27 protein-coding genes are annotated in these 24,525 nt (G+C 65.4%); 13 read left to right on the top strand and 14 right to left on the bottom strand.

What is annotated here, in order from left to right:
* Nucleotides 1-26 precede the first annotated feature (26 nt).
* The 7 genes from phoR to AC0KWY_RS17410 all read right to left on the bottom strand — a co-directional run bounded on the left by phoR (nucleotide 27) and on the right by AC0KWY_RS17410 (nucleotide 6,502).
* Nucleotides 27-1,307, bottom strand: a complete 1,281-nt coding sequence (gene phoR, locus AC0KWY_RS17440) for a phosphate regulon sensor histidine kinase PhoR (protein WP_474026742.1) — start codon at nucleotides 1,305-1,307, stop codon at nucleotides 27-29.
* Between the two features lie 5 nt (nucleotides 1,308-1,312).
* The gene (gene phoB / locus AC0KWY_RS17435) at nucleotides 1,313-1,999 is read right to left on the bottom strand and encodes a phosphate regulon transcriptional regulator PhoB (RefSeq protein WP_474026740.1); all 687 of its coding nucleotides are present in this window, start codon (nucleotides 1,997-1,999) and stop codon (nucleotides 1,313-1,315) included.
* Nucleotides 1,996-2,685 (bottom strand): phosphate signaling complex protein PhoU, encoded by a 690-nt coding sequence (gene phoU / locus AC0KWY_RS17430; RefSeq protein ID WP_474026738.1) that lies wholly within the window; start codon nucleotides 2,683-2,685, stop codon nucleotides 1,996-1,998. The genes phoB and phoU overlap by 4 nt, the downstream gene beginning before the upstream one ends.
* An 11-nt stretch (nucleotides 2,686-2,696) precedes the next feature.
* A complete protein-coding gene (pstB, locus tag AC0KWY_RS17425; protein ID WP_474026737.1) occupies nucleotides 2,697-3,476 on the bottom strand; it encodes a phosphate ABC transporter ATP-binding protein PstB in 780 nt (259 codons plus the stop codon).
* A 56-nt stretch (nucleotides 3,477-3,532) separates the two neighbouring features.
* Complete coding sequence (gene pstA / locus AC0KWY_RS17420; protein ID WP_474026735.1) at nucleotides 3,533-4,459, bottom strand: phosphate ABC transporter permease PstA; 927 nt, start codon at nucleotides 4,457-4,459, stop codon at nucleotides 3,533-3,535.
* Between the two features lie 10 nt (nucleotides 4,460-4,469).
* The gene (pstC, locus tag AC0KWY_RS17415) at nucleotides 4,470-5,405 is read right to left on the bottom strand and encodes a phosphate ABC transporter permease subunit PstC (RefSeq protein WP_474026733.1); all 936 of its coding nucleotides are present in this window, start codon (nucleotides 5,403-5,405) and stop codon (nucleotides 4,470-4,472) included.
* 98 nt (nucleotides 5,406-5,503) lie between these two features.
* Nucleotides 5,504-6,502, bottom strand: a complete 999-nt coding sequence (locus AC0KWY_RS17410) for a PstS family phosphate ABC transporter substrate-binding protein (RefSeq protein ID WP_474026732.1) — start codon at nucleotides 6,500-6,502, stop codon at nucleotides 5,504-5,506.
* A 165-nt stretch (nucleotides 6,503-6,667) separates the two neighbouring features.
* Here AC0KWY_RS17410 and AC0KWY_RS17405 point away from each other — a divergent pair, with 165 nt between their 5' ends.
* The 13 genes from AC0KWY_RS17405 (at nucleotide 6,668) to AC0KWY_RS17345 (ending at nucleotide 19,657) form a co-directional block, all read left to right on the top strand.
* Nucleotides 6,668-8,329: a methyl-accepting chemotaxis protein gene (locus AC0KWY_RS17405; protein WP_474026731.1), complete on the top strand. Its 1,662-nt coding sequence runs from the start codon at nucleotides 6,668-6,670 to the stop codon at nucleotides 8,327-8,329.
* 105 nt (nucleotides 8,330-8,434) lie between these two features.
* Complete coding sequence (locus tag AC0KWY_RS17400; RefSeq protein ID WP_474026730.1) at nucleotides 8,435-8,770, top strand: ArsR/SmtB family transcription factor; 336 nt, start codon at nucleotides 8,435-8,437, stop codon at nucleotides 8,768-8,770.
* Entirely contained in the window at nucleotides 8,767-9,267 is a 501-nt protein-coding gene (locus AC0KWY_RS17395; RefSeq protein ID WP_474026729.1) for an arsenate reductase ArsC, read from the top strand. Before AC0KWY_RS17400 ends, AC0KWY_RS17395 begins: the two co-directional genes overlap by 4 nt.
* Nucleotides 9,264-10,349, top strand: coding sequence for an ACR3 family arsenite efflux transporter (gene arsB, locus AC0KWY_RS17390; RefSeq protein ID WP_026686188.1), 1,086 nt, complete (start codon nucleotides 9,264-9,266; stop codon nucleotides 10,347-10,349). The genes AC0KWY_RS17395 and arsB overlap by 4 nt, the downstream gene beginning before the upstream one ends.
* Nucleotides 10,336-10,698 (top strand): arsenite efflux transporter metallochaperone ArsD, encoded by a 363-nt coding sequence (gene arsD / locus AC0KWY_RS17385; RefSeq protein WP_474026728.1) that lies wholly within the window; start codon nucleotides 10,336-10,338, stop codon nucleotides 10,696-10,698. The genes arsB and arsD overlap by 14 nt, the downstream gene beginning before the upstream one ends.
* A 9-nt stretch (nucleotides 10,699-10,707) precedes the next feature.
* Nucleotides 10,708-12,453, top strand: coding sequence for an arsenical pump-driving ATPase (arsA, locus tag AC0KWY_RS17380; RefSeq protein WP_474026727.1), 1,746 nt, complete (start codon nucleotides 10,708-10,710; stop codon nucleotides 12,451-12,453).
* Nucleotides 12,446-12,997 (top strand): sigma-70 family RNA polymerase sigma factor, encoded by a 552-nt coding sequence (locus tag AC0KWY_RS17375; RefSeq protein WP_474026726.1) that lies wholly within the window; start codon nucleotides 12,446-12,448, stop codon nucleotides 12,995-12,997. Before arsA ends, AC0KWY_RS17375 begins: the two co-directional genes overlap by 8 nt.
* Before the next feature lie 66 nt (nucleotides 12,998-13,063).
* Nucleotides 13,064-13,216, top strand: a complete 153-nt coding sequence (locus AC0KWY_RS17370; protein ID WP_474026725.1) for a hypothetical protein — start codon at nucleotides 13,064-13,066, stop codon at nucleotides 13,214-13,216.
* Nucleotides 13,216-14,739 (top strand): diguanylate cyclase domain-containing protein, encoded by a 1,524-nt coding sequence (locus tag AC0KWY_RS17365; RefSeq protein ID WP_474026724.1) that lies wholly within the window; start codon nucleotides 13,216-13,218, stop codon nucleotides 14,737-14,739. Before AC0KWY_RS17370 ends, AC0KWY_RS17365 begins: the two co-directional genes overlap by 1 nt.
* 364 nt (nucleotides 14,740-15,103) lie before the next feature.
* Complete coding sequence (locus AC0KWY_RS17360) at nucleotides 15,104-16,138, top strand: hypothetical protein (RefSeq protein WP_474026723.1); 1,035 nt, start codon at nucleotides 15,104-15,106, stop codon at nucleotides 16,136-16,138.
* Nucleotides 16,139-17,680 carry a B12-binding domain-containing radical SAM protein gene (locus AC0KWY_RS17355; RefSeq protein WP_474026722.1) on the top strand — a complete coding sequence of 514 codons (1,542 nt, stop codon included), beginning with the start codon at nucleotides 16,139-16,141 and terminating at the stop codon, nucleotides 17,678-17,680. It abuts the gene before it with no gap.
* A 292-nt stretch (nucleotides 17,681-17,972) separates the two neighbouring features.
* Nucleotides 17,973-19,403, top strand: a complete 1,431-nt coding sequence (locus AC0KWY_RS17350; protein ID WP_474026721.1) for a permease — start codon at nucleotides 17,973-17,975, stop codon at nucleotides 19,401-19,403.
* Nucleotides 19,404-19,420: 17 nt separating this feature from the next.
* The gene (locus tag AC0KWY_RS17345) at nucleotides 19,421-19,657 is read left to right on the top strand and encodes a thioredoxin family protein (protein WP_474026720.1); all 237 of its coding nucleotides are present in this window, start codon (nucleotides 19,421-19,423) and stop codon (nucleotides 19,655-19,657) included.
* Nucleotides 19,658-19,765: 108 nt separating this feature from the next.
* On the opposite strand, the gene AC0KWY_RS17340 is transcribed toward AC0KWY_RS17345, so the two are convergent.
* The 7 genes from AC0KWY_RS17340 to AC0KWY_RS17310 all read right to left on the bottom strand — a co-directional run bounded on the left by AC0KWY_RS17340 (nucleotide 19,766) and on the right by AC0KWY_RS17310 (nucleotide 24,525).
* Nucleotides 19,766-20,284, bottom strand: coding sequence for an arsenate reductase ArsC (locus AC0KWY_RS17340; RefSeq protein ID WP_474026719.1), 519 nt, complete (start codon nucleotides 20,282-20,284; stop codon nucleotides 19,766-19,768).
* A 104-nt stretch (nucleotides 20,285-20,388) separates the two neighbouring features.
* Nucleotides 20,389-21,378, bottom strand: a complete 990-nt coding sequence (gene moaA, locus AC0KWY_RS17335) for a GTP 3',8-cyclase MoaA (protein WP_474026718.1) — start codon at nucleotides 21,376-21,378, stop codon at nucleotides 20,389-20,391.
* 48 nt (nucleotides 21,379-21,426) lie between these two features.
* On the bottom strand, nucleotides 21,427-21,831 hold the full coding sequence (locus AC0KWY_RS17330; protein ID WP_474026717.1) for a hypothetical protein: 405 nt from the start codon (nucleotides 21,829-21,831) through the stop codon (nucleotides 21,427-21,429).
* A 15-nt stretch (nucleotides 21,832-21,846) separates the two neighbouring features.
* Complete coding sequence (locus AC0KWY_RS17325; protein ID WP_474026716.1) at nucleotides 21,847-22,962, bottom strand: 4Fe-4S dicluster domain-containing protein; 1,116 nt, start codon at nucleotides 22,960-22,962, stop codon at nucleotides 21,847-21,849.
* The gene (locus tag AC0KWY_RS17320) at nucleotides 22,959-23,408 is read right to left on the bottom strand and encodes a hypothetical protein (protein WP_474026715.1); all 450 of its coding nucleotides are present in this window, start codon (nucleotides 23,406-23,408) and stop codon (nucleotides 22,959-22,961) included. Before AC0KWY_RS17320 ends, AC0KWY_RS17325 begins: the two co-directional genes overlap by 4 nt.
* Nucleotides 23,405-24,079: a hypothetical protein gene (locus AC0KWY_RS17315; RefSeq protein ID WP_474026714.1), complete on the bottom strand. Its 675-nt coding sequence runs from the start codon at nucleotides 24,077-24,079 to the stop codon at nucleotides 23,405-23,407. Before AC0KWY_RS17315 ends, AC0KWY_RS17320 begins: the two co-directional genes overlap by 4 nt.
* Nucleotides 24,076-24,525: a DUF309 domain-containing protein gene (locus AC0KWY_RS17310; RefSeq protein WP_474026713.1), complete on the bottom strand. Its 450-nt coding sequence runs from the start codon at nucleotides 24,523-24,525 to the stop codon at nucleotides 24,076-24,078. Before AC0KWY_RS17310 ends, AC0KWY_RS17315 begins: the two co-directional genes overlap by 4 nt.

Below are 24,525 nucleotides of genomic sequence, written 5' to 3'. Positions count from 1 at the left end.
ATGTCCACTTCAGGATGACCAGGCGGTCAGACCCGAGCAATCCTCGAGGCAGGAAAGCGGGCGGCAAAACGGCTCCCCTCGCCCGGCTTGCTGGTGATTTCCAGCGTCGCCTGGTGGCGGCTCAGCGAATGCTTGACGATTGCCAGGCCGAGGCCGGTACCGCCGGCATCGCGCGAACGGCCGCGGTCAACGCGGTAGAAACGCTCGGTCAGCCGCGGGATGTGCTTGGCGTCGATACCGATGCCGGTATCCCGGACGGCGAATTCGGCGCCGGCTGCCGACACTTTCCAGCTCAAGGTGATGGTCCCGCCGTTCGGCGTGTAGCGCACGGCATTGGCGACCAGGTTGGCGAAAGCGCTGATCAATTCCGATTCTGCACCAAGCAGGTCGCCCTGGCCTTCGCTTTCGAGTTGGATGTGGTGCCGGCCGGCGGACAACGCTTCGGCATCGCGGTAGAGCTTGTCGATCAGGGTCGCCATGTCGACCACTTCGTCGTGCGGCGGCGGCGCCGATTCGATCGATGACAGGGTCAGCAGGTCCTGGACGATGGACAGCATGCGTGCCGATTGCTGCCCCATCAATTGCAGGTAGTGCTTGCGCGAATCGGCATCGACGTCGATTTCCTGCAGTGTCTCGACAAAGCCGGAGAGCACGGTGAGCGGCGTGCGCAACTCGTGCGAGACGTTGGCGACGAAGTCGCGGCGCATGCTGTCGAGCCGGTCGGTCTGCGTGATGTCCTTGACCTGCAGTAGCCAGCAGTCCTCGGCGTAGAGGATCAGGTAGAGCGACAACACGCGTTCGAAGTAGCGGTCGAGGCGCAGGGTCAGCGGCCGCGAGAAATCGGCGGCGGCGAGGTAGGCGATGAACTCCGGCTGGCGGACGATGTTGGCGATCGAGGCCCCGCGATCGCGTTGCGAATCGAGCCCGAGTTGGCGCTCGGCCGTCTTGTTGCTGAACTGGATGACATGGTTGCCGTCGAGCAGGACGATGCCGTCGTTCATCGCATGCACGGCGGCGATCAGGCGGGCGATATCACGCTCGCGACGCTCGATCTTCTCGAGCAGTTCCTTCTCGTGACGATAAAGACGGCGGAAAATCCGGTCCCAGTCACCGTCGCCTTCCAGGCTGGCGTCAAGGACCGGTTTGCGCGACCAGCGTTCGAGACGCGAGAAATTGCGGTAGTGCATGGCCAGGTGCAGGCTGAGACCGGCATAAAACAACACCCAGCCCATCCACTGTTCGACGAAGTAACCGAGCGGGAAGGCGACCGCCGCCGTCAGCACGCCGTAGAACAAGGCTCGCTGCACGCCGCTCAGGCTCCCCGGAAACGGTAGCCGGTACCGCGCACCGTCTCGACCCGCTCGTGGTGACCGCTCGTCTCCAGCGCGGCGCGCAGGCGGCGGATATGCACATCGACCGTGCGTTCCTCGATGAAGACATGGTCGCCCCAGACTTCGTCGAGCAGTTGGGCGCGCGTGTAGACGCGCTCGGCGTGGGTCATGAAGAAGAACAACAGGCGGAACTCGGTGGGTCCGAGATCGATCGGCTGGCCGGCGGCCAGCACCCGGTGCGTCGCCGGGTTGATCTGCAGGCTGCCGACCTCGACCGCTTCGCCGGCCAGATGCGGCGCCCGCCGGCGCAGCACGGCACGGACGCGGGCGACCAGCTCCTTGGGCGAAAAGGGCTTGGTCACGTAATCGTCGGCCCCGGCATCGAGGCCCTGAACCTTGTCCTCTTCGTGGACGCGAGCGGTCAGCATGATGATCGGAATCTCGCGCGTCCGTTCGTCACCGCGCAGCTTCCTGGCCAGCGCCACACCGGACTGGCCGGGCAGCATCCAGTCGAGAACGATCAGGTCGGGCAGCGCGGCGCGGATCGCCGAATCGGCTTCTTCGGCGCTACCGGCGCGGACGACGAGAAAGCCCGCGTGCTTGAGGTTGATGACGACCAGTTCCTGGATCGCCGGTTCGTCCTCAACGACGAGTATCGTCGGTGTCACTTGATCGCCTCCTTGTCGTGCCGGATATCGCGGCCTTCGACCACGAAGATCACCTGCTCGGAAATGTTCTTGGCATGATCGCCGATGCGCTCGATCGCCCGCGAGATCGAGATGATTTCGATCGAGGTCGTAATGGTACGCGGGTCTTCCATCATGTGCGTGATCAATTGCCGGATGATCGACTTGAATTCGACATCGACGTCGGCATCGGCGCGGATAACGCTGACCGCCTGCGTGCCGTCGAGCCGGGCAAAAGCGTCGAGGGCCTGGCGGATCATCGCCAACGCGGCTTCCGCCAGGTGACGGATGCCAACGCCATACTGGCTAGGCATGTGGCCGGCTTCGTAGATGCGGCGCACGCCCTTGGCGATCTTCTTGGCTTCGTCGCCCGCCCGTTCGAGGTCGGTAACGATCTTGCTGATGCCGAGCACCAGGCGCAGATCAGAGGCGGTCGGCTGACGCATGGCGATGATGTGGGCGCAATCGTCGTCGATCGCCTTTTCCAGCTCATTGACCTTGCGGTCTGTCTCGACGATGGTCTTGACGCTCGCCACTTCGCCGGTGGTGTAGGCGTCGATGGCCGCCGAAATCTGCGTTTCAACCAGGCCGCCCATCTGCAGCACATGCGTGCGCAAACGGCTGAGGTCCTCGTCGAACTGGGTGGATACGTGTTGGGACTGATTCATTTTCCTGCTCCTTAACCCATGCGGCCGGTGATGTAATCTTCGGTGCGCTTGTCCTTCGGCTTGATGAAGATTTCGTCGGTCTTGCCGAACTCGATCATTTCACCCAGGTACATGTAGGCGGTGTAGTCGGAAACCCGTGCCGCCTGCTGCATGTTGTGGGTGACGATGAGGATGGTGACGCGCTGCTTCAATTCGTGCACCAGTTCCTCGATGGCGCCGGTGGCGATCGGGTCGAGCGCCGAAGTCGGCTCGTCGAACAGCAGCAGTTCGGGGTCGGTAGCCAGGGCGCGGGCAATGCATAGGCGCTGCTGCTGACCGCCGGATAGGTTGGGCGCCAGGTCCTGCAGGCGGTCCTTGACTTCTTCCCAGATGGCGGCGCCGCGCAGGGCGTTCTCGACCTTCTCGTCGAGAATGCGCTTGTTGCTTTCGCCGCGCACGCGCAGGCCGTAGGCGACGTTCTCGTAGATCGTCTTGGGGAAGGGGTTGGGCTTCTGGAAGACCATACCGACGCGCATCCGCACTTCGATCGGATCGACGTCCGGCGACAGCAGGTTGGTGTTGTCCGGGAAGAAGCGGATCTCGCCCTCGTAGCGGTTGCCCGGGTAGAGGTCGTGCATGCGGTTGAAGCTGCGCAGGTAGGTCAACTTGCCGCAGCCCGAGGGCCCGATCAGCGCGGTGACCTTCTTGTCGTAGATCGGCATGTTGATGTTCTTCAGGGCCTTGGCTTCGCCGTAGTAGAAGTTGAGGTTGCGGGCCTCGGCCTTGAGTTGGGGTTTGTCGTGAGTTTGCATTTGCAGTTCCATTTCGAAATTCGGTTTTCGGGCGTTTCCGACAGTCGACCTTGCACTTACCACTTGATGTTCTTGCGCATCCGGTAACGCAACCAGATGGCAACGGCGTTCATCGAGAGCACCATGCCCATCAGCACGAAGCCGGCGGCAGCGGCGTTGACCTCGAAGGCCGGATCGGGACGCGAGGTCCAGTTGAAGATCTGGATCGGCATCACCGTGAAGGGCGACATCACCCAGTCGAACAGGCCGGCCGAGACGCCATCCGCACCCGTCGCGGTGAAGGGCACCGGCGGCAGGAAGGCGATGAAGGTCAGCGCGCCGATGGTGATGATCGGGGCGGTTTCGCCGATCGCCCGGGCCAGGCCGATGATGACGCCGGTCAGGATGCCGGGCATGGCGTAGGGGATGATGTGGTAGCGGCAGGTCTGCCAGCGCGTCGCGCCGACCGCCATCGAGCCTTCGCGGATCATCGCCGGGATCGCCCGGATCGCTTCCCGGGTCAACACGATGACGATCGGCAGGATCAGGAGCGCCAGCGTCAGGCCGGCCGACAGGATGCTCTGCCCGAAACCGAAGGTATAGACGAAGATGCCGAGCGCCAGCAGGCCATAGACGATGGACGGGACGGCGGCCAGGTTGGTAATATTGATCTCGATGATGTCGGTCACCCAGTTGCGCTTGGCGTATTCCTCGAGATAGATGCCGGCGGCGACGCCGAGAGGCACAGCAGCCATGGCGGTGACCAGCATCACCAGGATGGTGCCGACCCAGGCCGACAAGATGCCGGACTGCGCGGCACGACGCGAAGCGAACTCGGTGAAGAACTCGAGGTTGAGGCGCTCCATGCCACGCATCAGCATGTCGCCGACCAGCAGGAAGATCACCAGCAGGCCGATGCCCAGGCACAGGATACCGATCGCCTGGAACAGCGTGTCCTTGAGTTTGCCGCGGGCGATCAGGGCGCGGATTTGTTCGGTGGTCATGGGTTGCATGTTAGTAAGCCTCACGGTAGCGACGGCGCAGCCACTGGCCGATGATGTTGAAGACAAGCGTGATCAGCAGCAGCGTCAGGCCGGCGGCGAAGATCGTCTGGTAGCCGATCGAGCCGTGCGGCAGGTCGCCCAGCGCCACCTGAACGATGTAGGAAGTGATGGTGGCAGCCGGTTCCATCGGGTTCCAGGTCAGGTTCGGCTGCATGCCGGCGGCGACCGCCAGGATCATGGTTTCACCGACCGCCCGCGAGATGCCGAGGATGTAGGAAGCGGCCAGACCGGAGACGGCGGCCGGAACGACAACGTGGATCGCGGTGTAGAGCTTGGTCGCGCCCATCGCGTAAGAACCTTCGCGCATGCTCATCGGCACCGCCCGCATCGCGTCCTCGGACAGCGAGGCGATGTAGGGAACGATCATGATGCCCATCACCAGGCCGGCGGAAAGCAGCGAGAATCCGGGCAGTTCCGGGAAGACCTTCTGCAGCAGCGGGGTGACGATCAACAACGCGAAATAGCCGAAGACGATGGTCGGAATGCCGCCGAGCAGTTCGAGTACGGGTTTGGCGACCTCTCGGACCTTGGGATTGGCGAACTCTGAGAGGTAGATCGCAATGATGGTACCCATCGGGATGGCGACGAGGAGTGCGACACCGGAGGAAACCAGGGTGCCCGAGATGAGCACCATGATGCCGTAGTGAGCATCGTCGAACAGCGGGGTCCACTGGGTGTCGGTCAGAAAGTCGACGATGCTGACGTTCTGGAAGAAATGGATGGACTCGGAAACGAGCACATAGACGATGCCGACCGTCGTCAGCACCGAGACTGCGGCCGCAGCGAAGAGGACGGCTTCGATCAGGCGCTCGTTGACGTTGCGCAAGGCGTTGTGGGCCAGACGGTCGCTGACCTGGTGCAGGTCGGAAGCGGAATTTGCGGACATGACGTGATTCACTGGAAGATTCCTTTCGGAAACAAGGCCGGCCCGTTCTCCGGACCGGCCTTTTGGCAGCAGGCGACAGGCGCCAGCCGGGCGAGGCTTTACATCTTGGCTTCGCGCTTCAGGATTTCCTCGACGGTGATGCCGACTTCATTATGGCCACCGAAGACAGTACCGAGCTTGCCGTCCTTGGCATGCTTGAGGTTGCCGTCGTAAGCCGCCTTCGGCAGCGGCACGTACTTGACTTCACGCACCAGCTTGTCGGCGTTCTTCATGTAGAACTCGACGAACTCCTTGACTTCCGGCTTCTGCAGGGACTTGGCCTTGACGTAGATGAAGATCGGGCGCGACAGCGGCACATAGGTGCCATTTTCGACGTTGGCGCCAGAGGGTTCGACGGCCTTGCCGGTCTTCGGATTGACGATCGGCAGCCCCTTCAGGCGAGCCATGTTCTCGGCGTAATAAGCGTAACCGAAGTAGCCGATCGCATTGACATCGCGCGAAACGCCCTGGACCAGCACGTTGTCGTCTTCGGAAGCGGTGTAGTCGCCGCGCGAGGACTTGGCCTTGCCGACGATGGCTTCGGTGAAGTATTCGAAGGTGCCCGAATCGGCACCGGCGCCGAACAGCTTGACCGGTGCATCCGGCCAGGCCGGATTAACCTGATTCCACTTCATGACGACGCCTTGAGCCGCCGGCTCCCAGAGCTTCTTCAGCTCTTCGACGGTAGCCTGCTTGAGGAAGCTGTTCTTCGGATGGATGACGACGGTCAGCGCGTCGTAGGCCACCGGCATTTCGACGTAATCGACACCGGCCGCCTTGCAGTCGGCCATTTCCTTGGCAGTGATCGGGCGCGAGGCATTGGAGATGTCGGTCTCGTCGCGGCAGAACTTCTTGAAGCCGCCACCGGTACCGGAAATACCGACCGTCACCTTGACGGCGTTCTTCTTGGCCTTCTGGAAGTCTTCGGCAACCGCTTCGGTAATCGGGTACACGGTGGAAGAACCGTCGATCTTGACGATCTGGGCGTGGGCAGCCTGAGCGAACAGGGCAACGCCGGCAACGGCCAGCGCGGAAATGAGCTTGGTTTGCTTGAACATCAGGTAACTCCTGCGTGAGTGAAAGACGACAGGAGGCAGGTTACGCAGGCTTTGTTACAGCTAGATGACAGCCTGTAACAATCCGCAGCGCCCACTCCATACTGCAAAAACCCTGAAATATTTGGCAATTAAATTATCACCTCCGTCATTTTCGGCAAATCCACCGTGAAACTCCTTGCCTCACTCTCCATTCGCAACAGCCTTCTCACCCTGGTCGGCGTCGGCAGCGTGCTCGGCATCGCGCTGCTGATCAGCGCCCTGGCCTCGCTGGCCGGTTTCCGCGACGATGTCCATGGGGTCGCGGCCGAAGTCGCCCGTGCCAGCCAGGCGCTGACCCGCGTCAGCAGCGCCCAGCACGCCTTCCAGACCCAGCAGCGAGGCCTCAACGCGATGCTCCTGCGCAATTTCATGGCCAGCGAATTCGACAAGGGGCGCGCCGAATTCGACGCCGGCCGCAAGGCCTTCTGGCAGGCCATCGCCGAACTCGAAACCCTGCAGCGCGCTGGCCTGCCGGCCGACGGCCGGATTGCCGAACTGCGCCCGCTGGCGCAAACACTGAACCAGCTCTACGACGACGTTCTTGCTGAAAACCAGCCGGGCGAGGCGAAATACCTGCTGATGGTCAACGCCGCGATCCGCGACGGCGACCGCCCCCTGGTCGGCGCCCTCGACGACACCTTCACCGCCATCGCCGCCGCCAGCAACGCCAGCGTCGCCAGCGCCTCGCAACTGGCCGACCGCCGTTTCGGCGCCGCCAGCCTGATCGTCCTCATCGTCGGCATTCCCGGAGCGCTCGCCTTCCTGGCGCTGGCGCTGCTCATCGGCCGCCACATCCTCGGTCGCCTCGGCGGCGAACTGGCGCCGATCGTCGCCGCCACCCGCCGGGTTGCCGACGGCGACCTCAGCCAGGCACCCGGCAGCGGCGGCGCCGCCGCCCACTCGCTGGTCGCCGCCATCGACGACATGCAGGCGCAACTGCGGCGACTGATCGGCGAAGTCAAGCAAGGCGCCGAAGCCACCGCCGGCAATGCCCTGGCGCTGCGCCGCTCGGCCCGGGAAGTCGCCGAAGCCAACGGCCAGCAGAGCGATTCGGCGGCGATGATCACCGCCGCCATCGAAGAACTGACCACCGCCATCGCCGTCATGGCAGAAAGCGCCGGCAGCGCCGCCGACGCCACCCAAGTTACCCGGGAAACCGCCAGCGAAAGCGGCCACATCATCCACGCGGCGATCCAGGAGATCGGCAACATCTCCGGCGAAGCGCGCAGCTCCGCCGCCTCGATGCAGGAACTGCAGCAGCACACCCGGCAGATTTCCGGCTTCGCCCGCGAAATCAAGGAAATCTCCGAACAGACCAACCTGCTGTCGCTCAACGCCGCAATCGAAGCCGCCCGCGCCGGCGAAAGCGGCCGCGGCTTCGCCGTCGTCGCCGACGAAGTGCGCAAGCTGGCCACCCGCACCGCCGACACGACACGCATGATCGAAAACCTGGTCGGCCAACTGGCTGACGCCGCCAGGCGCAGCAGCAACGCCGTCGCAGCCACCGCCGAACGCTCGCGACGCGGCACCGAACTCGCCTCGCAAGCGGAAAGCGCCATCGCCCGCATCGAAGACTTCTGCGAACGCTCGGCCGTCGCCGCCCGCGAAATCGTCAACGTCCTCGGCGAGCAACGCCTCGCCGCCGAGCAGATCGCCCAGAACACCGAGCGCATGGCGCAAACGATCGAACGCGGTGCCCGCGCCGCAGAAACCTCGTCGAGTAACGCCGACCAGGTCGCGGCAATGGCCGACCGACTGCGCGAATCGACCTTGCGCTTTTGCGTGTGAGGATTCGCGCCCTGGTACCAAGCGCGCACAAGCGACGACTTCAGCCCTCCCGGCGTCACTCAGAAAAGGCTTTGCCAGCCTCTTTATTTCGATTATTCTATAAATATGGATATCGAACTTGCCACCACTGCGCTCAAGGCGCTTGCCCATGAAACCCGGCTGCGGGTCTATCGTCGTCTGGTCCAGGCCGGGGCGGGCGGGCTTTGCGTGGCCGACCTGGCGGCCGAGCTTGGCGCCGAGGCCAACGGCAGTTTCAGCTTCCACCTCAAGGAACTGAGCAACGCCGGACTGATCCGCAGCCGCCAGGAAGGCCGTTTCATCTACTACAGCGCCGATTACCCGGCGATGAATCAACTGCTCGGCTACCTGACCGAACAGTGCTGCGCCGGCCAATCCTGCGGCGAGCAACAACATAGCTGCACCATCCGGGAGACTCCATGACAGCGAAAACCTTCAACGTACTGGTGCTGTGCACCGGCAATTCCGCTCGCTCCATTCTCGGCGAGGCGCTTTTCAACCATCTCGGCGAGGGGCGCATCCGCGCCTTTTCGGCGGGCAGCCAGCCGACCGGCAAGGTCAATCCGTTGGCGCTGGAAACCCTGGCAAGCCATGGTATTCCGCTGCCGGAAGCACGTAGCAAGTCGTGGCACGAGTTCGTCGGCGTCAACGCGCCGAAGATCGATTTCATCTTCACCGTCTGCGCCTCGGCGGCCGGCGAAGCCTGCCCGATCTGGCCGGGTCACCCGACCACCGCCCACTGGGGCATCGCCGACCCGGCCCATGTCGAACCCATGGCAGCGCGGCGCGCCGCTTTCGAGAAAGCCTACGAACTGCTGCGCCAACGCGTTGAGGCCTTCGTCAAATTGCCGCTGGAAACGCTGTCGACGGCGGAAATCAAGGCGGCGGCGCGCGACATCCACCAGGCGGCGGCGACATGAGCGCCCAGTGCGGCGTCGCCGCGAAACAGGCCGCCGGAGCGCCGATGAGCGTTTTCGAGCGCTATCTGACGGTCTGGGTCTTCCTCTGCATCGTCGCCGGCATCGCGCTCGGCCAGGCGATGCCCGGCGTTTTCCAGGCCATCGGCCGCCTGGAGGTGGCGCAGGTGAACCTGCCGGTCGGCCTGCTGATCTGGGTGATGATCATCCCGATGCTGGTCAAGGTCGATTTCGCCGCCTTGCACGAGGTACGCCAGCACGGGCGAGGCATCGGCGTCACGCTGTTCGTGAACTGGCTGGTCAAGCCTTTCTCGATGGCCTTCCTCGGCTGGCTGTTCATTCGCCATCTGTTCGCCCCGCTGCTGCCGGCGGAACAGATCGACAGCTACATCGCCGGCCTCATCCTGCTCGCCGCCGCGCCGTGCACGGCGATGGTCTTCGTCTGGAGCCGGCTGAGCGACGGCGACCCGCTGTTCACGCTGTCGCAGGTGGCGGTCAACGACAGCATCATGGTCTTCGCCTTCGCGCCGCTGGTCGCCTTCCTGCTCGGCATTTCGGCGATCACCGTGCCGTGGGCGACGCTGCTGACCTCGGTCGTCCTCTACATCGTCATCCCCGTGATCCTCGCGCAGTTCTGGCGCAAGGCCCTGCTGACCAAGGGCCAGGCGCACTTCGACGCGGCCATGGCGAAGATCGGCCCGTGGTCGATCGCCGCCCTGCTGGCGACGCTGGTGCTGCTGTTCGCTTTCCAGGGCGAGGCCATCCTGAAGCAGCCGCTGGTCATCGCCCTGCTGGCGGTGCCGATCCTGATCCAGGTCTTCTTCAACTCGGCGCTCGCCTACTGGCTCAACCGGGCGCTCGGCGAGAAGCACAACATCGCCTGCCCGTCGGCGCTGATCGGCGCCTCCAACTTCTTCGAACTGGCGGTTGCCGCCGCCATCAGCCTGTTCGGCTTCGAGTCCGGCGCCGCGCTGGCGACCGTGGTCGGCGTGCTGATCGAAGTCCCGGTAATGCTGCTCGTCGTCAAGGTCGTCAATGCCAGCAAGGGCTGGTACGAAAAAGGAGTCCACCATGAAAAAGCTTGAAGTCTACGATCCCGCCATGTGCTGCTCGACCGGCGTCTGCGGCGTCGATGTCGATCCGGTGCTGGTCCAGTTCGCCGCCGACCTCGCCTGGGTCGGCGAACAGGGCGTTGCCGTCCAGCGCTACAACCTCGGCCAGGAGCCGCAGGCCTTCGCCGACAATCCGGCGGTGGTCAAGGAAATGGAAGCCGGCATCGACCGCCTGCCGGTCATCGCCATCGACGGCCAGATCGTCACCACCGGCCTTTACCCCTCGCGCGCACAACTGGCGCAGAAGCTCGGCCTGACACTGACGGCTGGCGAGGCCGCGGCGAAGAAACCCTGCTGCTCGCCGAAATCCGGCTGCTGCTGAGAAAAGCCCATGCTCGATCTCGACCAGGCACCGCGCTACCTCTTCTTCACCGGCAAGGGCGGCGTCGGCAAGACCTCGCTCTCCTGCGCCAGCGGTCTGGCGCTGGCTGCAGCCAGCAAGCGTGTGCTGATCGTCAGTACCGACCCGGCCTCCAACCTCGATGAAGTCCTGGAAACACCGCTCGCCGGCACGCCGACGCCGATACGCGGCGTACCCGGTCTGGCGGCCCTCAACATCGACCCGGAAGCGGCGGCCGCCGCCTACCGCGAACGGATGGTCGCGCCCTACCGCAACATCCTGCCGGCGGCGGCGATCCGGAGCATGGAAGAACAGTTCTCCGGCGCCTGCACGGTCGAGATTGCCGCTTTCGACGAATTCGCCAAACTGCTCGGCGAGCCGGCGTTGACCGCCGACTTCGACCACGTGATCTTCGACACGGCGCCGACCGGCCACACGCTGCGCCTGCTGACGCTGCCTTCGGCCTGGAGCGGCTACATCGACAGCAGTCACGGCGGCGCCTCCTGTCTCGGACCGCTGGCCGGGCTGGAAAAGCAGAAGGCGCTGTACGCGGCGACCGTGGACCGTCTTTCCGACCCAAGCCAGACCCGCGTCGTCCTGGTCGCCCGCGCCGACAGCGCGGCGCTGCGCGAAGCCGAACGCACCCGCCATGAATTGGCCGAACTCGGCGTCGGCAACCTGCACCTGATCATCAACGGACTGTTTTCGGCCAGTTGCGACGATGCTATCGCGCTGGCCATGGCGCAACGCAGCCAGGACGCGCTGCGGGCGATGCCCGCCGGGCTCGCCGACCTGCCGCGCCAGGTCGTGCCCTTCCTGGCACGCGGCACGGTCGGGCTCGATGCGCTGCGCGCCATCGTCGATCCGGCCTCGGCAAGCGCCCCCGGCCAGATGGCGGCGAGCGGCACGTCGCTGCCCGCCGGTCTCGGCCAACTGATCGACGAACTCGCCGGCGCCGGCCACGGCGTCGTCATGACCATGGGCAAGGGCGGCGTCGGCAAGACCACCGTCGCCGCCGCGGTGGCCGTGGCGCTGGCGCGGCGCGGCCTGAAAGTGCATCTCTCCACCACCGACCCGGCGGCGCATGTCGCAGCCGCCATCGACGGCGAGATCGCCGGGCTTTCCGTCAGCCGCATCGACCCGGCCGCCGAAGTCGCCGCTTACACCGAAGAGGTGTTGGACAAGGCGCGCGGCACGCTCGACGCCAGTGCGCTGGCGCTGCTGGAAGAGGATTTGCGCTCGCCCTGCACCGAAGAGATCGCCGTCTTCCGCGCCTTCGCCCGCGAGGTGGATCGCGGCAACGACGGCTTCGTCGTCCTCGACACCGCGCCGACCGGCCACACCATCCTGCTGCTCGACGCCGCCGAGGCCTATCACCGCGAAGTGCTGCGCACGCGCGGCGAAATGCCGGCGGCGGTGACGCAGTTGCTGCCGCGCCTGCGCGACCCGGCCTTCACCCACGTGCTGATCGTCACCCTGCCGGAAGCGACGCCGGTACACGAAGCCGAGCGCCTGCAGGGCGACCTCGCCCGCGCCGGCATCCGGCCCTGGGCCTGGGTCATCGAGCAGAGCCTGCTCGGCAGCGGCAGCCACGACCCGCTGCTGGCGCTGCGCGGCACCTACGAAATCCCCTACATCCGCCGCGTCGCCGACACCCTGGCGCCGCGTTGCGCCCTGGTGCCCTGGCTGGCGGTGGCGCCGGTCGGCGGCGAAGGCTTGCGCCAGCTCGATGCCTGATGACCGCCCCTGCCTGACCCGCGCCTGGCGCGAGACGCGCGGCGAGCTGCACGGCTGGCTGCGCCACCGGCTCGACGGCGACGCCGACGCCGACGACCTGCTGCAGGAGGTCTTCCTGCGCGCGCTGCGCCAGGGCGACGCTTTCTGCGCCCTGGACAACCCGCGCGCCTGGCTGTTCCAGGTGGCGCGCAACGCGCTGACCGACCGCCTGCGCGCCCGCCGACCGCAAGTCGAACTGGGCGACGAGCTGGCCGCCGCCGAGAGCGAGCCGCTGGCGCCGGTCGACCAGTTGAGCCAGTGTCTGCCGCGCGTCCTCGCCGAACTGTCGGCCGCCGACCGCCTGGCGATCGAGTTGTGCGACATCGCCGGCCAACCGCAACAGGCGCTCGCCGAGCGTCTCGGCATCTCGCTGTCCGGTGCCAAGTCACGCCTGCAACGGGCCCGCTTGCGGCTGCGGGCGCGCCTGGTCGAAGGCTGCCAGGTCTGCTTCGACGACAACGGCCAGGTGGCCGGTTTCGTACCGCGCCCGCCGCCCCCAGGCTGAAATCCGGCTGGCGTTGCCCGGCGGCTTCGGCGTAGCATGAGCGCTCCCGCTTTTCCCGCGCCCGCCATGTCATCAGCCTGCCGCCAGGCCCCATCCGCCAGCCAGCGCCTTCGCCGCGACCGTCTCTGGGTTGTCGGCTGGCTGCTCTATTCGCTGCTGGCGCTGGGTTTCTTCGCCTGGCAGGACGCCTGGCTGGGCTTCATGTGCATCGGCCGCTGATGATCGGCCGCCCGTTCGCCGCCGAAGCGGCCTTCGACGAACTGCTGCTTCCGTTCCGGGTCCGCGCCGACCGCATCATGGTCGGCATGAATGTCTTCCTGCTGCTGGTCTGCACGGCGTTGGCGCCGCTGCGCTCGACCTGGGCGGAATGCCTGCTGATCGGCCTGCCGACCCTGCTCCTTTCCCTGGTCCTGCTGCGCCGGCAGCCGGGAGCGCTGCTGACGCGCCTGTTCATGGCCAGCGCCTTCATGGTGTTCACCGGCCTGATCATCCACCAGACCGGCGGCGACATCGAGGCCCATTTCTCGGCCTTCGGGCTGATCGGCGTCCTGCTCTATTACCGCGACTGGCGCACCATCCTCGCCGCTACCGTCGTCATCTACCTGCACCATCTGGTCCTCGGCTACGCGCAGGCGCTCGGCGCGCCGATCTTCGTTTTCGACAGCAAGCAGTTCTGGCTGCTGCTCGGCCTGCACGTCGCCTATTTCCTGCCCTTCGTCGGCATGATGGGCTACCTGGCAATCTGGCTGCGCCGCGAAGGCTACGAAGGCCAGCACGTGATTCACCTGGCGCAACAGATCGTGCAGGGCAATCTGGTTGAGGAGAAGCCGCCCGAAATCTCCGGCGAAACGCCACTGATCAACGCCGTCCGCCTGATGAAGAGCCGGCTGCTCGATCTGCTGCGGGTAATGCCGATCGCGGCGGCGGTGATCCGCATCGACACCGACCGCATCGTCAACGTCAATGCCGCCTGGATCCGCACCATCGGCCCGCTCGACGGCGAACACAGCCAGTTCGGCCAGTCGCCGATCTGGGCCGACCCGGACACCTGGTCGTCGCTGATGCAAGGCCTGCGCGAAGCGCGCGACAAGCTGATCGACAAGGTCGAAGTCGTGCTGCGCAAGAACGACGGCACGCCCATCCTGTGCGAACTGTCGATGATCCTGCACGAGGACATCGTGCCGGTGATGGCCATCCTGACCGTCGAGGACATCACGCTGCGGCGACGCACCGAGGAGACGATGCAGCGCCTGGCCTTCCGCGACATGCTCACCGACCTGCCCAACCGGGCCAGCCTGCTTCTGGCGATGGAAGCGGCCATCCTGGCCTGGCAGGAAGAGGGCCGACCCTTCGCCGTGGTGATGATGGACCTCGACGGCTTCAAGCCGGTCAACGACCGCTACGGCCACGATGCCGGCGACGAAGTCCTGCGCGTTATCGGCGCCCGACTGAACAACGTCAATCGCCAGGAAGACCTGGCGACCCGGCTGGGCGGCGACGAGTTCGCCGTCATCCTGCACGACTGCCCGGACGCCGCCGCCGCCCGCGAGATTGCCCGGCGCTTTCTCGCCGCCATCGCCAGCCCGATCCGCCTGAGTGGCGCCGACGAGACCGTCGCCATCAGTGCCAGCGCCGGCGTGGCCCATGTCCGCGCTGGCGGTGCAACGCCGACAGAGATCCTCAAACGCGCCGACCAGGCGCTTTACTCAGCCAAGCACGCCGGCAAGAACCAGGTCAATTAAGCCAGCCTCAGGCTTGGCAAGCGTCTCCGGGGCGCCGCCCAGAGCAGCGACGGACTTCGCAAAAGGGGGCGCCGAGTGCGTTTAGCCAAGTCGCTTGCTTGCTTCCCGATGCCGCAACCGGGTTTGCGACACGGTCGTTTGCCGCCCCCCAATCCCGGGATGCCAACAATTCCAAAAAGATATTTCCGGAATTGTTGCAACGAAAATTGCTCCTGCGTTAAGGTGATGACAATCGGATACCGCAGCGGATACTTTCAGCGGATTCTGCCTGATCCGCCCAGGCACCCGAGAGCGGTTCCGCCATGCTGCATCGGCTTGTTGTTGTGCGGCATGGCGAATATATAAATCCATCAGGAGAAGACAAATGTCGCATTTTTCGTCCTCAGCCAAGCAATATGCCGCTGCCAATTCGCTGGTCGGTTTCGGCTCGATCAGCGTGAACGTTGCCGTCGCCGGAACCACCCTCGACCAGACCGCCCCCCCCTTCCTGCTGGGGCCGGACAATCAGCAGCTGGCATTCCTGTTCTGGGATACCGGGCGGCGCATCACCAACAAGCGGACGGTACGCTGGACCTTCAATCATCCGGAAAACTGGACCGACTGGCATGCCGTGGCGTGGTACGGCGTGGTCGGTCCGGATGGCACGCCGCAACCGCTGGTTGGCACCGGCGCCTACTGGATCGGTCAATCGACCATGACGCCGACGCCGATCGACGGCCCGGGCAGCAGCTTCGTCAATGGCCCGGGCGCCGCCAACGTCGCCTGGCCCTGGCAGGGCGACGATCACGTCGCGCGCACCCAGTGGGGTGCCGCCACCCTGCATGCCGTGGCGCAGATGCAGCGCAGCAGCAGCGAGCCGCTGGTCCACTTTTCGTCGTGGGTGCAATTGATCTACGGCGGCGACGATAGCGGTTTCTTTGCCGAAAATGACGACACGGTTTCCGGGCTCAGTTCGGGGAGCGGCGTTTCCGGCCTGGAAAATGCCGGCTCGGGCGATTTCACGGTGGCCCAGGGCGGCGGCGCGACCTTGCTGGCCGGTTATGTCACACCGCCACCGCCGGACCATAGCGGCTTGCTCGGGCGCCTGCGCGAAGTGCTGGCCGGTGGCCTGCTCGGCAAATACATCGACAAGGGCGATCCTTCGCCGGAAGACGTGATCCGCCTGAAGCTGATCAGCGAAACGCTCGACATGGTGCGCGGTCAGCGTCCGACGTCGAGCGATGCCTTCGAGGGATTGCTGGAAGCGGCGCCCAAGATGTCGGCCCAGGAACTGAAACGGACCATCGTCAGCACCCAGACGACGCTCAAGCGCGGTCAGGCGGCGGTCAAGTTCCTTGAGTCGCTGGCGGCGAAGGCACCGGCCGCCAAGCAGACGCGGACCAAGAAGCCGGCCAAGTAGATGGCGCCACCGCGTCGGATTGTCCTGGTCGGCTACGAGGACCAGGACAATCTTGGCATCCGCTATCTCTCAAGCCGTTTGTTGCGCGATGGGCACCATACGCGGATCGTCGCTTTTGGCGACGATCCGGCCCGCCTGCTGCCGGTGATCGAAGCGGAAAAACCCGACCTGGTCGGGTTCTCGCTGATTTTCCAGTACATGGTTCCAGCCTTCGGGCGGCTCATGCAGGCGCTGCGCGAAATCGGGGTCAAGGCGCATTTCACCGTCGGCGGACACTATGCCTCGTTCGAGCCGGCGGCCCTGCTGCAGCAAATCCCGCAACTGGATTCGGTGGTCCGTTTCGAAGGCGAGGAAACGCTGGCGGAAATCGTTGCCAAGCTGGACGATCCGTCGCAATGGCGCGAAGTCGCCGGCATCGCCTGGCGCGACGGCGAGACGCCGCGCCTCACCACGCCGCGCGTTCCGACCGTAGGCCTCGACGACTACGAGATGCCGGATCGCCGCGACATCGACTATCGCGCGCAGGCCTTGCCCATGGCGTCGGTCCTGGCGTCGCGCGGCTGCCCATGGCAATGCTCGTTCTGCTCGATCATTTCCTTTTATGCGGCGAACGGCACCAAGGGGCGCCGCCGCCGCGATCCGGCCCGGGTCGCCGATGAAGTCGCGACGCTGGTCGAGCAGCGCGGCGTGCGCATCATCCTGTTCCAGGACGACGATTTCCTGGCCGGCGGGCCGGCGGCACGTCGCTGGGCAATGCAGCTCGCCGCCGAATTCCGCGCGCGGCGCTTGCACGAGCGCATGCGCTTCAAGATTGCCTGCCGTTCCGACGAGGTCCGGAGCGACGTCCTGACACCGCTGATCGATGCCGGGCTCTGTCACGTCTATCTCGGCGTCGAGTCCGGCGATCCGGACGACCTGGCGGCGCTCAACAAGCACCTGCAGCCCGAGGTCCATCTTGCGGCGGGCGACACTTTGCGTCGCCTCGATCTCAGTTTCGATTTCGGTTTCATGCTGCTCGAACCCTGGTCCACGCTGGCCACCGCGCGCAACAACCTGGCGTTCCTCCGCCGCTTTACCGAGGATGGCTGGGCGGTGGCCGGCTTCTGTCGCACCCTGCCCTACGTGGGAACGCCGATCGAGCGCCGCCTGCGCGAGGAAGGCAGGCTGAACGGCGCGGCGCTGGACGCCGAGTATCGCTTTCTCGATCCGGCGGTCGATCTGCTCTGGGATTTCTGCCTGCTCGCTTTCGAAGGCAGGAACTACGGCGCCAACCCGACCTGGAACGTGCTGCGCGGCTTGCTGTTCGACACCCACCTGGCGCTACCGGGGCAGGCGCCCGACATCTCCCGGCACGCGGCGGCGAGGGCGCTGGTGCAGGCCTCGAACGGGGTTCTGCTTGACGTGCTCGAGGCGGCGCTCGACCTGATCGAAAGCGGGGCCGCGCAATCGCTCGCCGATCCCGAATTGCTGGCGCTGGCGCGTCTGGCACGCGACGAGGATGGGCATGTCCGGCGCCAGATTTCGGCCATGGCTTGTGCCTGAAACAGGGCGCCGCTGGCGATCAGCCTGGCGTGCGCCGCTGTCGATTGCTGTCGTCGCCGGCAGCCATTTCCAGACCCCGGCAAGCAGCAAACGACATCGACGAACCGGAGGCGGAGCGACGACGGTGACATCTTCAGCGCAGCAGTCGCGACCATGAACTGCTGCAAACCCGGATGGCAAGCGCTTGCAGCGGGCAAGCGAGAACACTCCCGGAAAGGCTGCATCTTTCCAGGCGCACAATCGTCTCCATCGGTGAGACGATTGCGCGGACATCCGGGGAAAGGAAAACACCATGGAACTCCTGATTACCGCCTTGCAGGGCGGCTTGGCCAGCCTGGCCTCCTATCTGGCGGCGCATGTGCTGCTTTGCCTGGTGCCCGCCTTTTTCATCGCCGGCGCGCTGTCGGCGTTGGTGCCACAGCAATCGATCATCCGCTTTCTCGGGCCGGCAGCGCCGAAATGGATTTCCTACCCGGCGGCGGCCGGAGCCGGCAGCCTGCTGGCGGTCTGTTCGTGCACCATCCAGCCGCTGTTCGCCGGCATCTACAAGAAGGGCGCCGGACTCGGGCCGGCCATCACCTTTCTCTTCTTCGCGCCGGCTGCCAACATCCTCGCCCTGTCCTACACCGGCGTCGCCCTGGGCGCCGATTTCGCCATCGCCCGCATCGTCCTCGCACTCTCCTTCGGCATTGGCATCGGTCTGATCATGGCCGCCATATTCGCCGCCGACGACACCGCCCGCCCGATCGATCCGCGGACTTTCGCCGCCGGCGAAGGGATCACGCGCCAGACCTGGCTGTTCCTCGGCGCCCTGGTCGCTCTGCTGCTGGCCGGTACGCTGAAGCTTGATTTTCTCCAGACCGCCCTGCTCGAATTTCATCTGCCGGCCGGCGACGCCTCCGTCGTGCAAAGTCAGCTTGACCGCTGGGTGCCGGCCAATGCCGCCATCGGCGCCGAAGCCTTGAGCCTGCACGGCGGCGTTCTGATCGCCCTGCTCGTTGCCATCGGCGCGCTGGCCTGGCACGGCCTGGGCCGGGTCGAGGATGGCTTCAATCGGCTCACTGGGGCCTGCCTGCTGCTGATTGCCGGCACGCTGGCCTTCGCCGCCACCGGCATCAAGGCGAGTGCAGGCGAGCTGACATTCACCCTCAGCGGCCGCACCCTCGCCGTCGCCGCACTATGCGCCGTCCTGCTGCCGTTGGCCCGGCGCTTCGAGCGCTGGGAAATGCAACAGTGGCTTTGGGAAACCTGGCGTTTCGTCAAACAGATTTTCCCGCTGCTGATCGTCGGTGTCTTCCTGGTCGGCGTCATCCGCGTCTTCATCCAACCGGCCTGGATTCAGGCCGTGGCCGGCAGCAACACGCTGCTCGCCAATCTGGCCGGCGTCGCCTTCGGCGTCTTCATGTACTTCCCGACCCTGGTCGAAGTGCCGATCGCCAAGATGTTCCTGTCGCTCGGCATGCATCCGGGCCCGCTGATCGCCTACCTGATGGCCGACCCGGAACTGTCGCTGCAGAGTATCCTGATTACCGCCGCCATCATCGGCAAGCTGCGCGCCTGGACCTATGTCGGCCTCGTTGCCCTGTTCTCGACACTGGCCGGCCTGACTTACGGCGCCTGGATCGACGGCAGCTCGCCGCTGCTCCTGGCGGCCTTGATCGCCGCCCTGGTCGGCGGCATCGTCGGCGCCACCCACCTGCTGGCGCGCCTGCGTAATAGCTGAAGCGAAAGGAGTGCATCATGTTGATCAAGATTCTCGGCAGCGGCTGCGCCAAGTGCAACCGCCTCGAACAACTGACCCGCGAAGCCGTCGCCGAACTCGGCCTGACCGCGGATTTCGAACACGTCCGCGACCTGGAACAGATCATGGCCTACCCGGTGATGACCACGCCAGCCCTGGTGGTCGACGAGGAGGTCAAGGTCGCCGGACGCATGCCGGGCAAGGATGAGTTACTGGCCTGGCTGAAGCGCGGCTGAGGCGCCAGCGTTCGAGCCCGCGCGCTGGCCGGAAAAGCGAATGCCGGGCAAGCAGCCAGGCAGGAACCGGCGCCCTGCCTGGCTGCGAATCGCGCGCCCCGGATTCGCTCAGACAACCGCGCTTTCAACCGGCGTCTGGCCGATCTGGTCGAGGTGTTTCTGCAAGGCAATACGGTCCAGCTTGTCGAGCGGCAGATTGACCAGCAGTTCGATGCGGTTGCGCAACTGGCGGAAGGCTTCGACGAATGCCCGATGTTTCTCGAAGTCGCTTTCCTCGACAGCGGCGGGGTCGGGAATCCCCCAATGCGCGGTCATCGGCTGCCCCGGCCAGACCGGGCAGACTTCGCCGGCAGCGTTGTCGCAGACGGTAAAGACGAAATCCATCTGCGGCGCCCCCGGCACGGCAAACTCGTCCCAGGACTTGCTGCGCAAGCCGGTGGTCGACAGGTGCAGGTTCTGCAATTGTTCGATGGCCAGCGGGTTGACCGCGCCATTCGGGATGCTGCCGGCACTGAAACCGCGGAAGCGCCCCTTGTTGATGCTGATGTCGTTCATGATGGCCTCGGCCATGATCGAACGGGCGGAATTGCCGGTACACAGGAACAATACGTTTTTTACTTCACTCATCGCATTTCACCTCAGGCGGTTGTCACACGCCGCTGAGTGTAACGACGGCCGCTGCTGCCTTGTTTTCAGGAAAGTGACGGATTTGTTGCAGCAGTCAATACCGGCTAGCCCCCGGTCATCGACATGAAGCGCAGGGTCCGCTCCGGTTTCTCGATGAACTCGTGCCGCTCCGGTTTGCGTTGCAGGGCGTCGGTCAGCGCCGCATCAAGTTCGTCATCGCTGGCGCCGGCGCGCAGCAGGCCCCGCAGGTCGAGTCGGTCTTCCTGGCCCAGGCAGAGATGCAGGGCGCCGTCGACGGTCAGCCGGACCCGATTGCAGGTGGCGCAGAAATGCTGGGAGATCGGCGTGATGAAGCCCAGACTGAAACGCCCGTCGCCACTGACCAGATAGCGAGCCGGGCCGCCGCCGGGAATCAGTCCGTCGAGCAACTGGAAGCGTTGCTTGAGTTGCTCGATGAGCGGCGCCAGGCTGGTGAATTTCGCGGCCTGCCCGGTCTGCCCCATCGGCATCGTTTCGATCAGGCGCAGGATGAAGCCGCCTTCCCGGCAGAAGGCGATCATCCGCTCCAGCTCGTCGGTATTGGTTCCGGCGAGCCAGACCATGTTGATCTTGATCGGCGAAAAGCCTTGCTGGCGGGCCGCCTGCAGCCCCGCCAGCACGTCCGGCAGCACATCGCGCCGGGTGATCTGGGCGAAGCGCTCCGGGATCAGCGTATCCAGACTGACGTTGAGGCGATCGACTCCGGCCCGGCGCAAGGCGGCGGCATGTTTTTCCAGGTGGGTGCCATTGGTGCTCAGGGAAAGATCGTCGATCCCGGGAATCGCCTTGATACGTGCCGCCAGTTCGGCGACACGATTGCGCATCAGCGGCTCGCCCCCGGTCAGGCGCACCCGGCGCAAGCCACGCCGGGCAAACAGGCCGAGGATGCGTTCGATTTCGTCGAAACGCAGCCAATGCGCCGGTTCTTCGTAACCAGCAAAATCCTTGGGCATGCAATAGGAACAGCGCAGGTCGCAGCGATCCGTCACCGACAGGCGCAGGTACTCGACGCGGCGACCGTAGCGGTCGATCAAGGGCTGCTGGCTCGGCTTCATGTCTGCTCCGCGAAAATGTCGGCACCGCAGGTCGCGGCATGCATCGTCTCAGGCTTCCTGCAATACCGGCTGGCTGGCCTGCTCGGCATGCCAGGCGGCGGTGTCCGCCACTGCCTGTTCCAGCGGCATGCCGGCCTCGACGCGGTCCATGATCAGGCGCTGCAGGATGGCGCCCAGCATCGCCACGTTATCGGCCATCAGCGGCTGCAGCTCGCGCAGGAATTCCACGGTCGGCGGATCGTAGGCATAGGACTCAAGGAAGGCGTCGAGTTCCTTGCTGGTTGCCTGGGCGTAACACAAGTCGTAAAGCAGGTTGAAGCAGCGCCGTACCTGGGCTTCGCCGGCGCCCGGCATGTTCAGCCTGACTTCCTGGTCCAGTGCCGCGCGAAAGTCCGCCAGACCGTAGTCGACCCGGGCTTTGACGACGTCTTCAGGGGTAAATTCCCAGTTCATCTCCCTCTCCTCCATTCAGCCAAAGATGGCTGCGAAAGCGTCTTCGTCGTCGCTGCACACCGGACAGGTCTGTTGCGGCACGGCGGAGACAAAATGGCGATCGCAACGCTGGCAGCGCTGCTTGTTCAAGCGCAGAAGATCTTTCGGCGGGCGCCCGGGCGTCGCGTCGGCCACGGTCTCGGCGTCAAGGACGCGGGGTTGGCAAACTTCCAGGCAAACCTGACAACCGACGCAGCGATCCGCGCGAAACTGCAGGGCCCAGGCGTCCGGATTTTCCTCGACCTGGATGGCGGCCGTCGGACAGACGCGGAAGCAGGCCTCGCACGCGGTGCATCCCGGCTGCAGCGACAGCTCAAGGAAAGGCAGGGCCTCGTGAATGGGCAGCATGAAGGGCCGCTCCGGCTTTGCCTGGCAGACGATCTGGAGCAGTTCGCGCTGTTCGCTGACGGAATAGGCTGCCGCCCGGATCGCCCGCTCCGGAATCGGCGGCGCCTCGCCCGGGCTCGCCCCGAGGATGACCGTATCGACTCCCCGGCCAAACAGGCGGCGGAACAACTGCCGCCGCCCCGGCGCGAAAGCTTCGCCTTCACCGCCGTCTGCCAGATGCGCGGGAGCTGGCGCCAACACCGGCATGACCCAGTCCGCTGCCGGCGCGGCATCGTCCGCCGCCGCGGTGGCGAGCAGCGCGCAGGCCTCCAGGTTGGCCGCCAGTTGCGCAGCGCCTGCCGCGCCGTGCGGACAACGCGCGCAGGCCCAGCTCCCGTGCAGCGTGACGGGAATCCGGCGGCGCGCCAGGTAGGCCAGCGTCACCCCGTCGATCGCCCCCAGACAAGGCACGATGGCGTCGCCGGAAGCGGCGGAGGGAGCGCAGGCCACCTGCCACGCCGGCAAGCGGATCGCCTGGCGCAGCAGGTCGATGATCCGGAAGGCATCGCTCGACCAGGCGCCGGTGTGACAGGCACTGATGCACAGCGCGCAATTCTGGCAATTGCCCGCATCGACAGCCGCCCCACGGTCATCGAGCGTGATCGCCGCGTGCGGGCAGGCATCGGCGCAGCGGCTGCACTCGCTGTAGCGGTAGCGGTAGCGGGTGCAGTTGGTGGCCCGCAGGGTCGGTGTCGACAAGGTCATTTCGGCTTGCTTTGCAGGGTCTGCAAGGGATTGCCGGTTTCGCAGGTGTTGTGCGGAATGACGAACTGCACACTTTCGCCCTCGCTCAATTCGGCCAGCCGGGTCAATACCGCCTGCCAGGTCGGCGCACCGCCCTTGACCGCGACGACGGCTTTGCCCGGATGCTTCCTTTCCAGCGCGGCGACCACTTTCAGCGCCGCCCGATCGCTGTCGGCCACGACCAACACCGTTGAGCTGGGCTGGATGGCCAGGTCCGGATGATAGGCAATGGCCTCCTTGAGCGGCCTGCCCCCGCGTGCCGTCGCCGCCCGCGCATCGATGACGCAGCACGCCGGATTGAGACGTTGCATGAAGACCAGTTCGTCGCGCCCGAGCAGCTTGCCGCCAGCCAGCGCCAGCCCGGAGAGGACGAGCAGCAGGATGGCACACGAAACGCGACGGATCATGCGGCCTCCCCTGACAAGTCCTCGTGACAAATTTCCTCCCATTGGCCGCAGCGCTGGAAAAGCGCTGGCGGCAAGGCAAACTGGCGCAGCCCGGCCAAGGCGATTCCGTCGGCGATTGCCGAATCGGCTTCGTTCACCGGCGCCAGCCAGAGCCGGTCGCCGAATTCTTCCGCCAGGCCGGCGCAGATGTTCAGATCGTCATCGTCGCGGATGTCCGCGTTGAGCAGGAAGGTCGTCGCACCGCGCGCGCCCATTTCCCGCAGCCACCAGTCGGCATGGGCGCCCGTCCCCGAACCGTCGTCATCGACGACTTCCCAGGTCGGCGCGCCCAGCGAGGGCGCAACCACCTTGAAATCGGCATTGGATACCGTCTCGAAAGACCAGCTCACAACCATGGGCCGGGCGGCGACGCAAACCCCGACCCGCTCGGCGCCGAAGCGTTCGCTCAGTCGGGCGATGACTTCGCCATCGCCAATCGCCGCCAGACCGAGGAGCAGGCGCGGCGCCCCGGCCGCCAGCAAGCGCACCGCCTCGGCTTCCGTTCCGCTGGCGAGAATCACGCCGCCGACCTCGCCCAGTTGCGCGGGCGCCAAGGCGGCGGCGGGCAGGATTTGCCGGGCGCCGAGCAACTCGTCGAAAGCCGTGCCCAGGCAGCAGAATTCCGGACTCATGGGGTCGCGTTATGGTATTGAAAACGGGGATAGACGAAGGGATAAACCGGGCAGGGATCGTCAGCCGCCAGGCCACTCAGCAGCGGACGCAATTCCTGCAGGGCGCCGAATATCGGCTCGATCGCCACGCCCAGATAGCTGGGACGATAGCGATTCAGGGCCATCAGTGCGTCGTCGGCGAGCAGTTGCGCGCCCTCCTGATTCTGGTTCTGGGTGAAAAACAGCGCCAGGACGGCAAAGGCCAGCGCCTGCAGGAATTCCGCCTCGGGGTCCTGCTGACCGAGGATGCTGTTGCGAACCAGACGGGACCAGCGCTCGTTCAACCAGTCGTGCAGTTGCCCCAGTTGATTGTTGTCCCACATCGCCGCCACCTCGCGCCAGTCGAGTTCGGACAAGACCTGGCGATCAGGCGGAAGGATGGGCCGGGAATGCAGATCGAGCAGCAT

It is taken from the genome of Azonexus sp. MM2026_4, from assembly GCF_055901855.1.
Note: the sequence above shows the minus strand (reverse complement) of the source record. Positions and strands in the feature narration are given on the sequence as shown.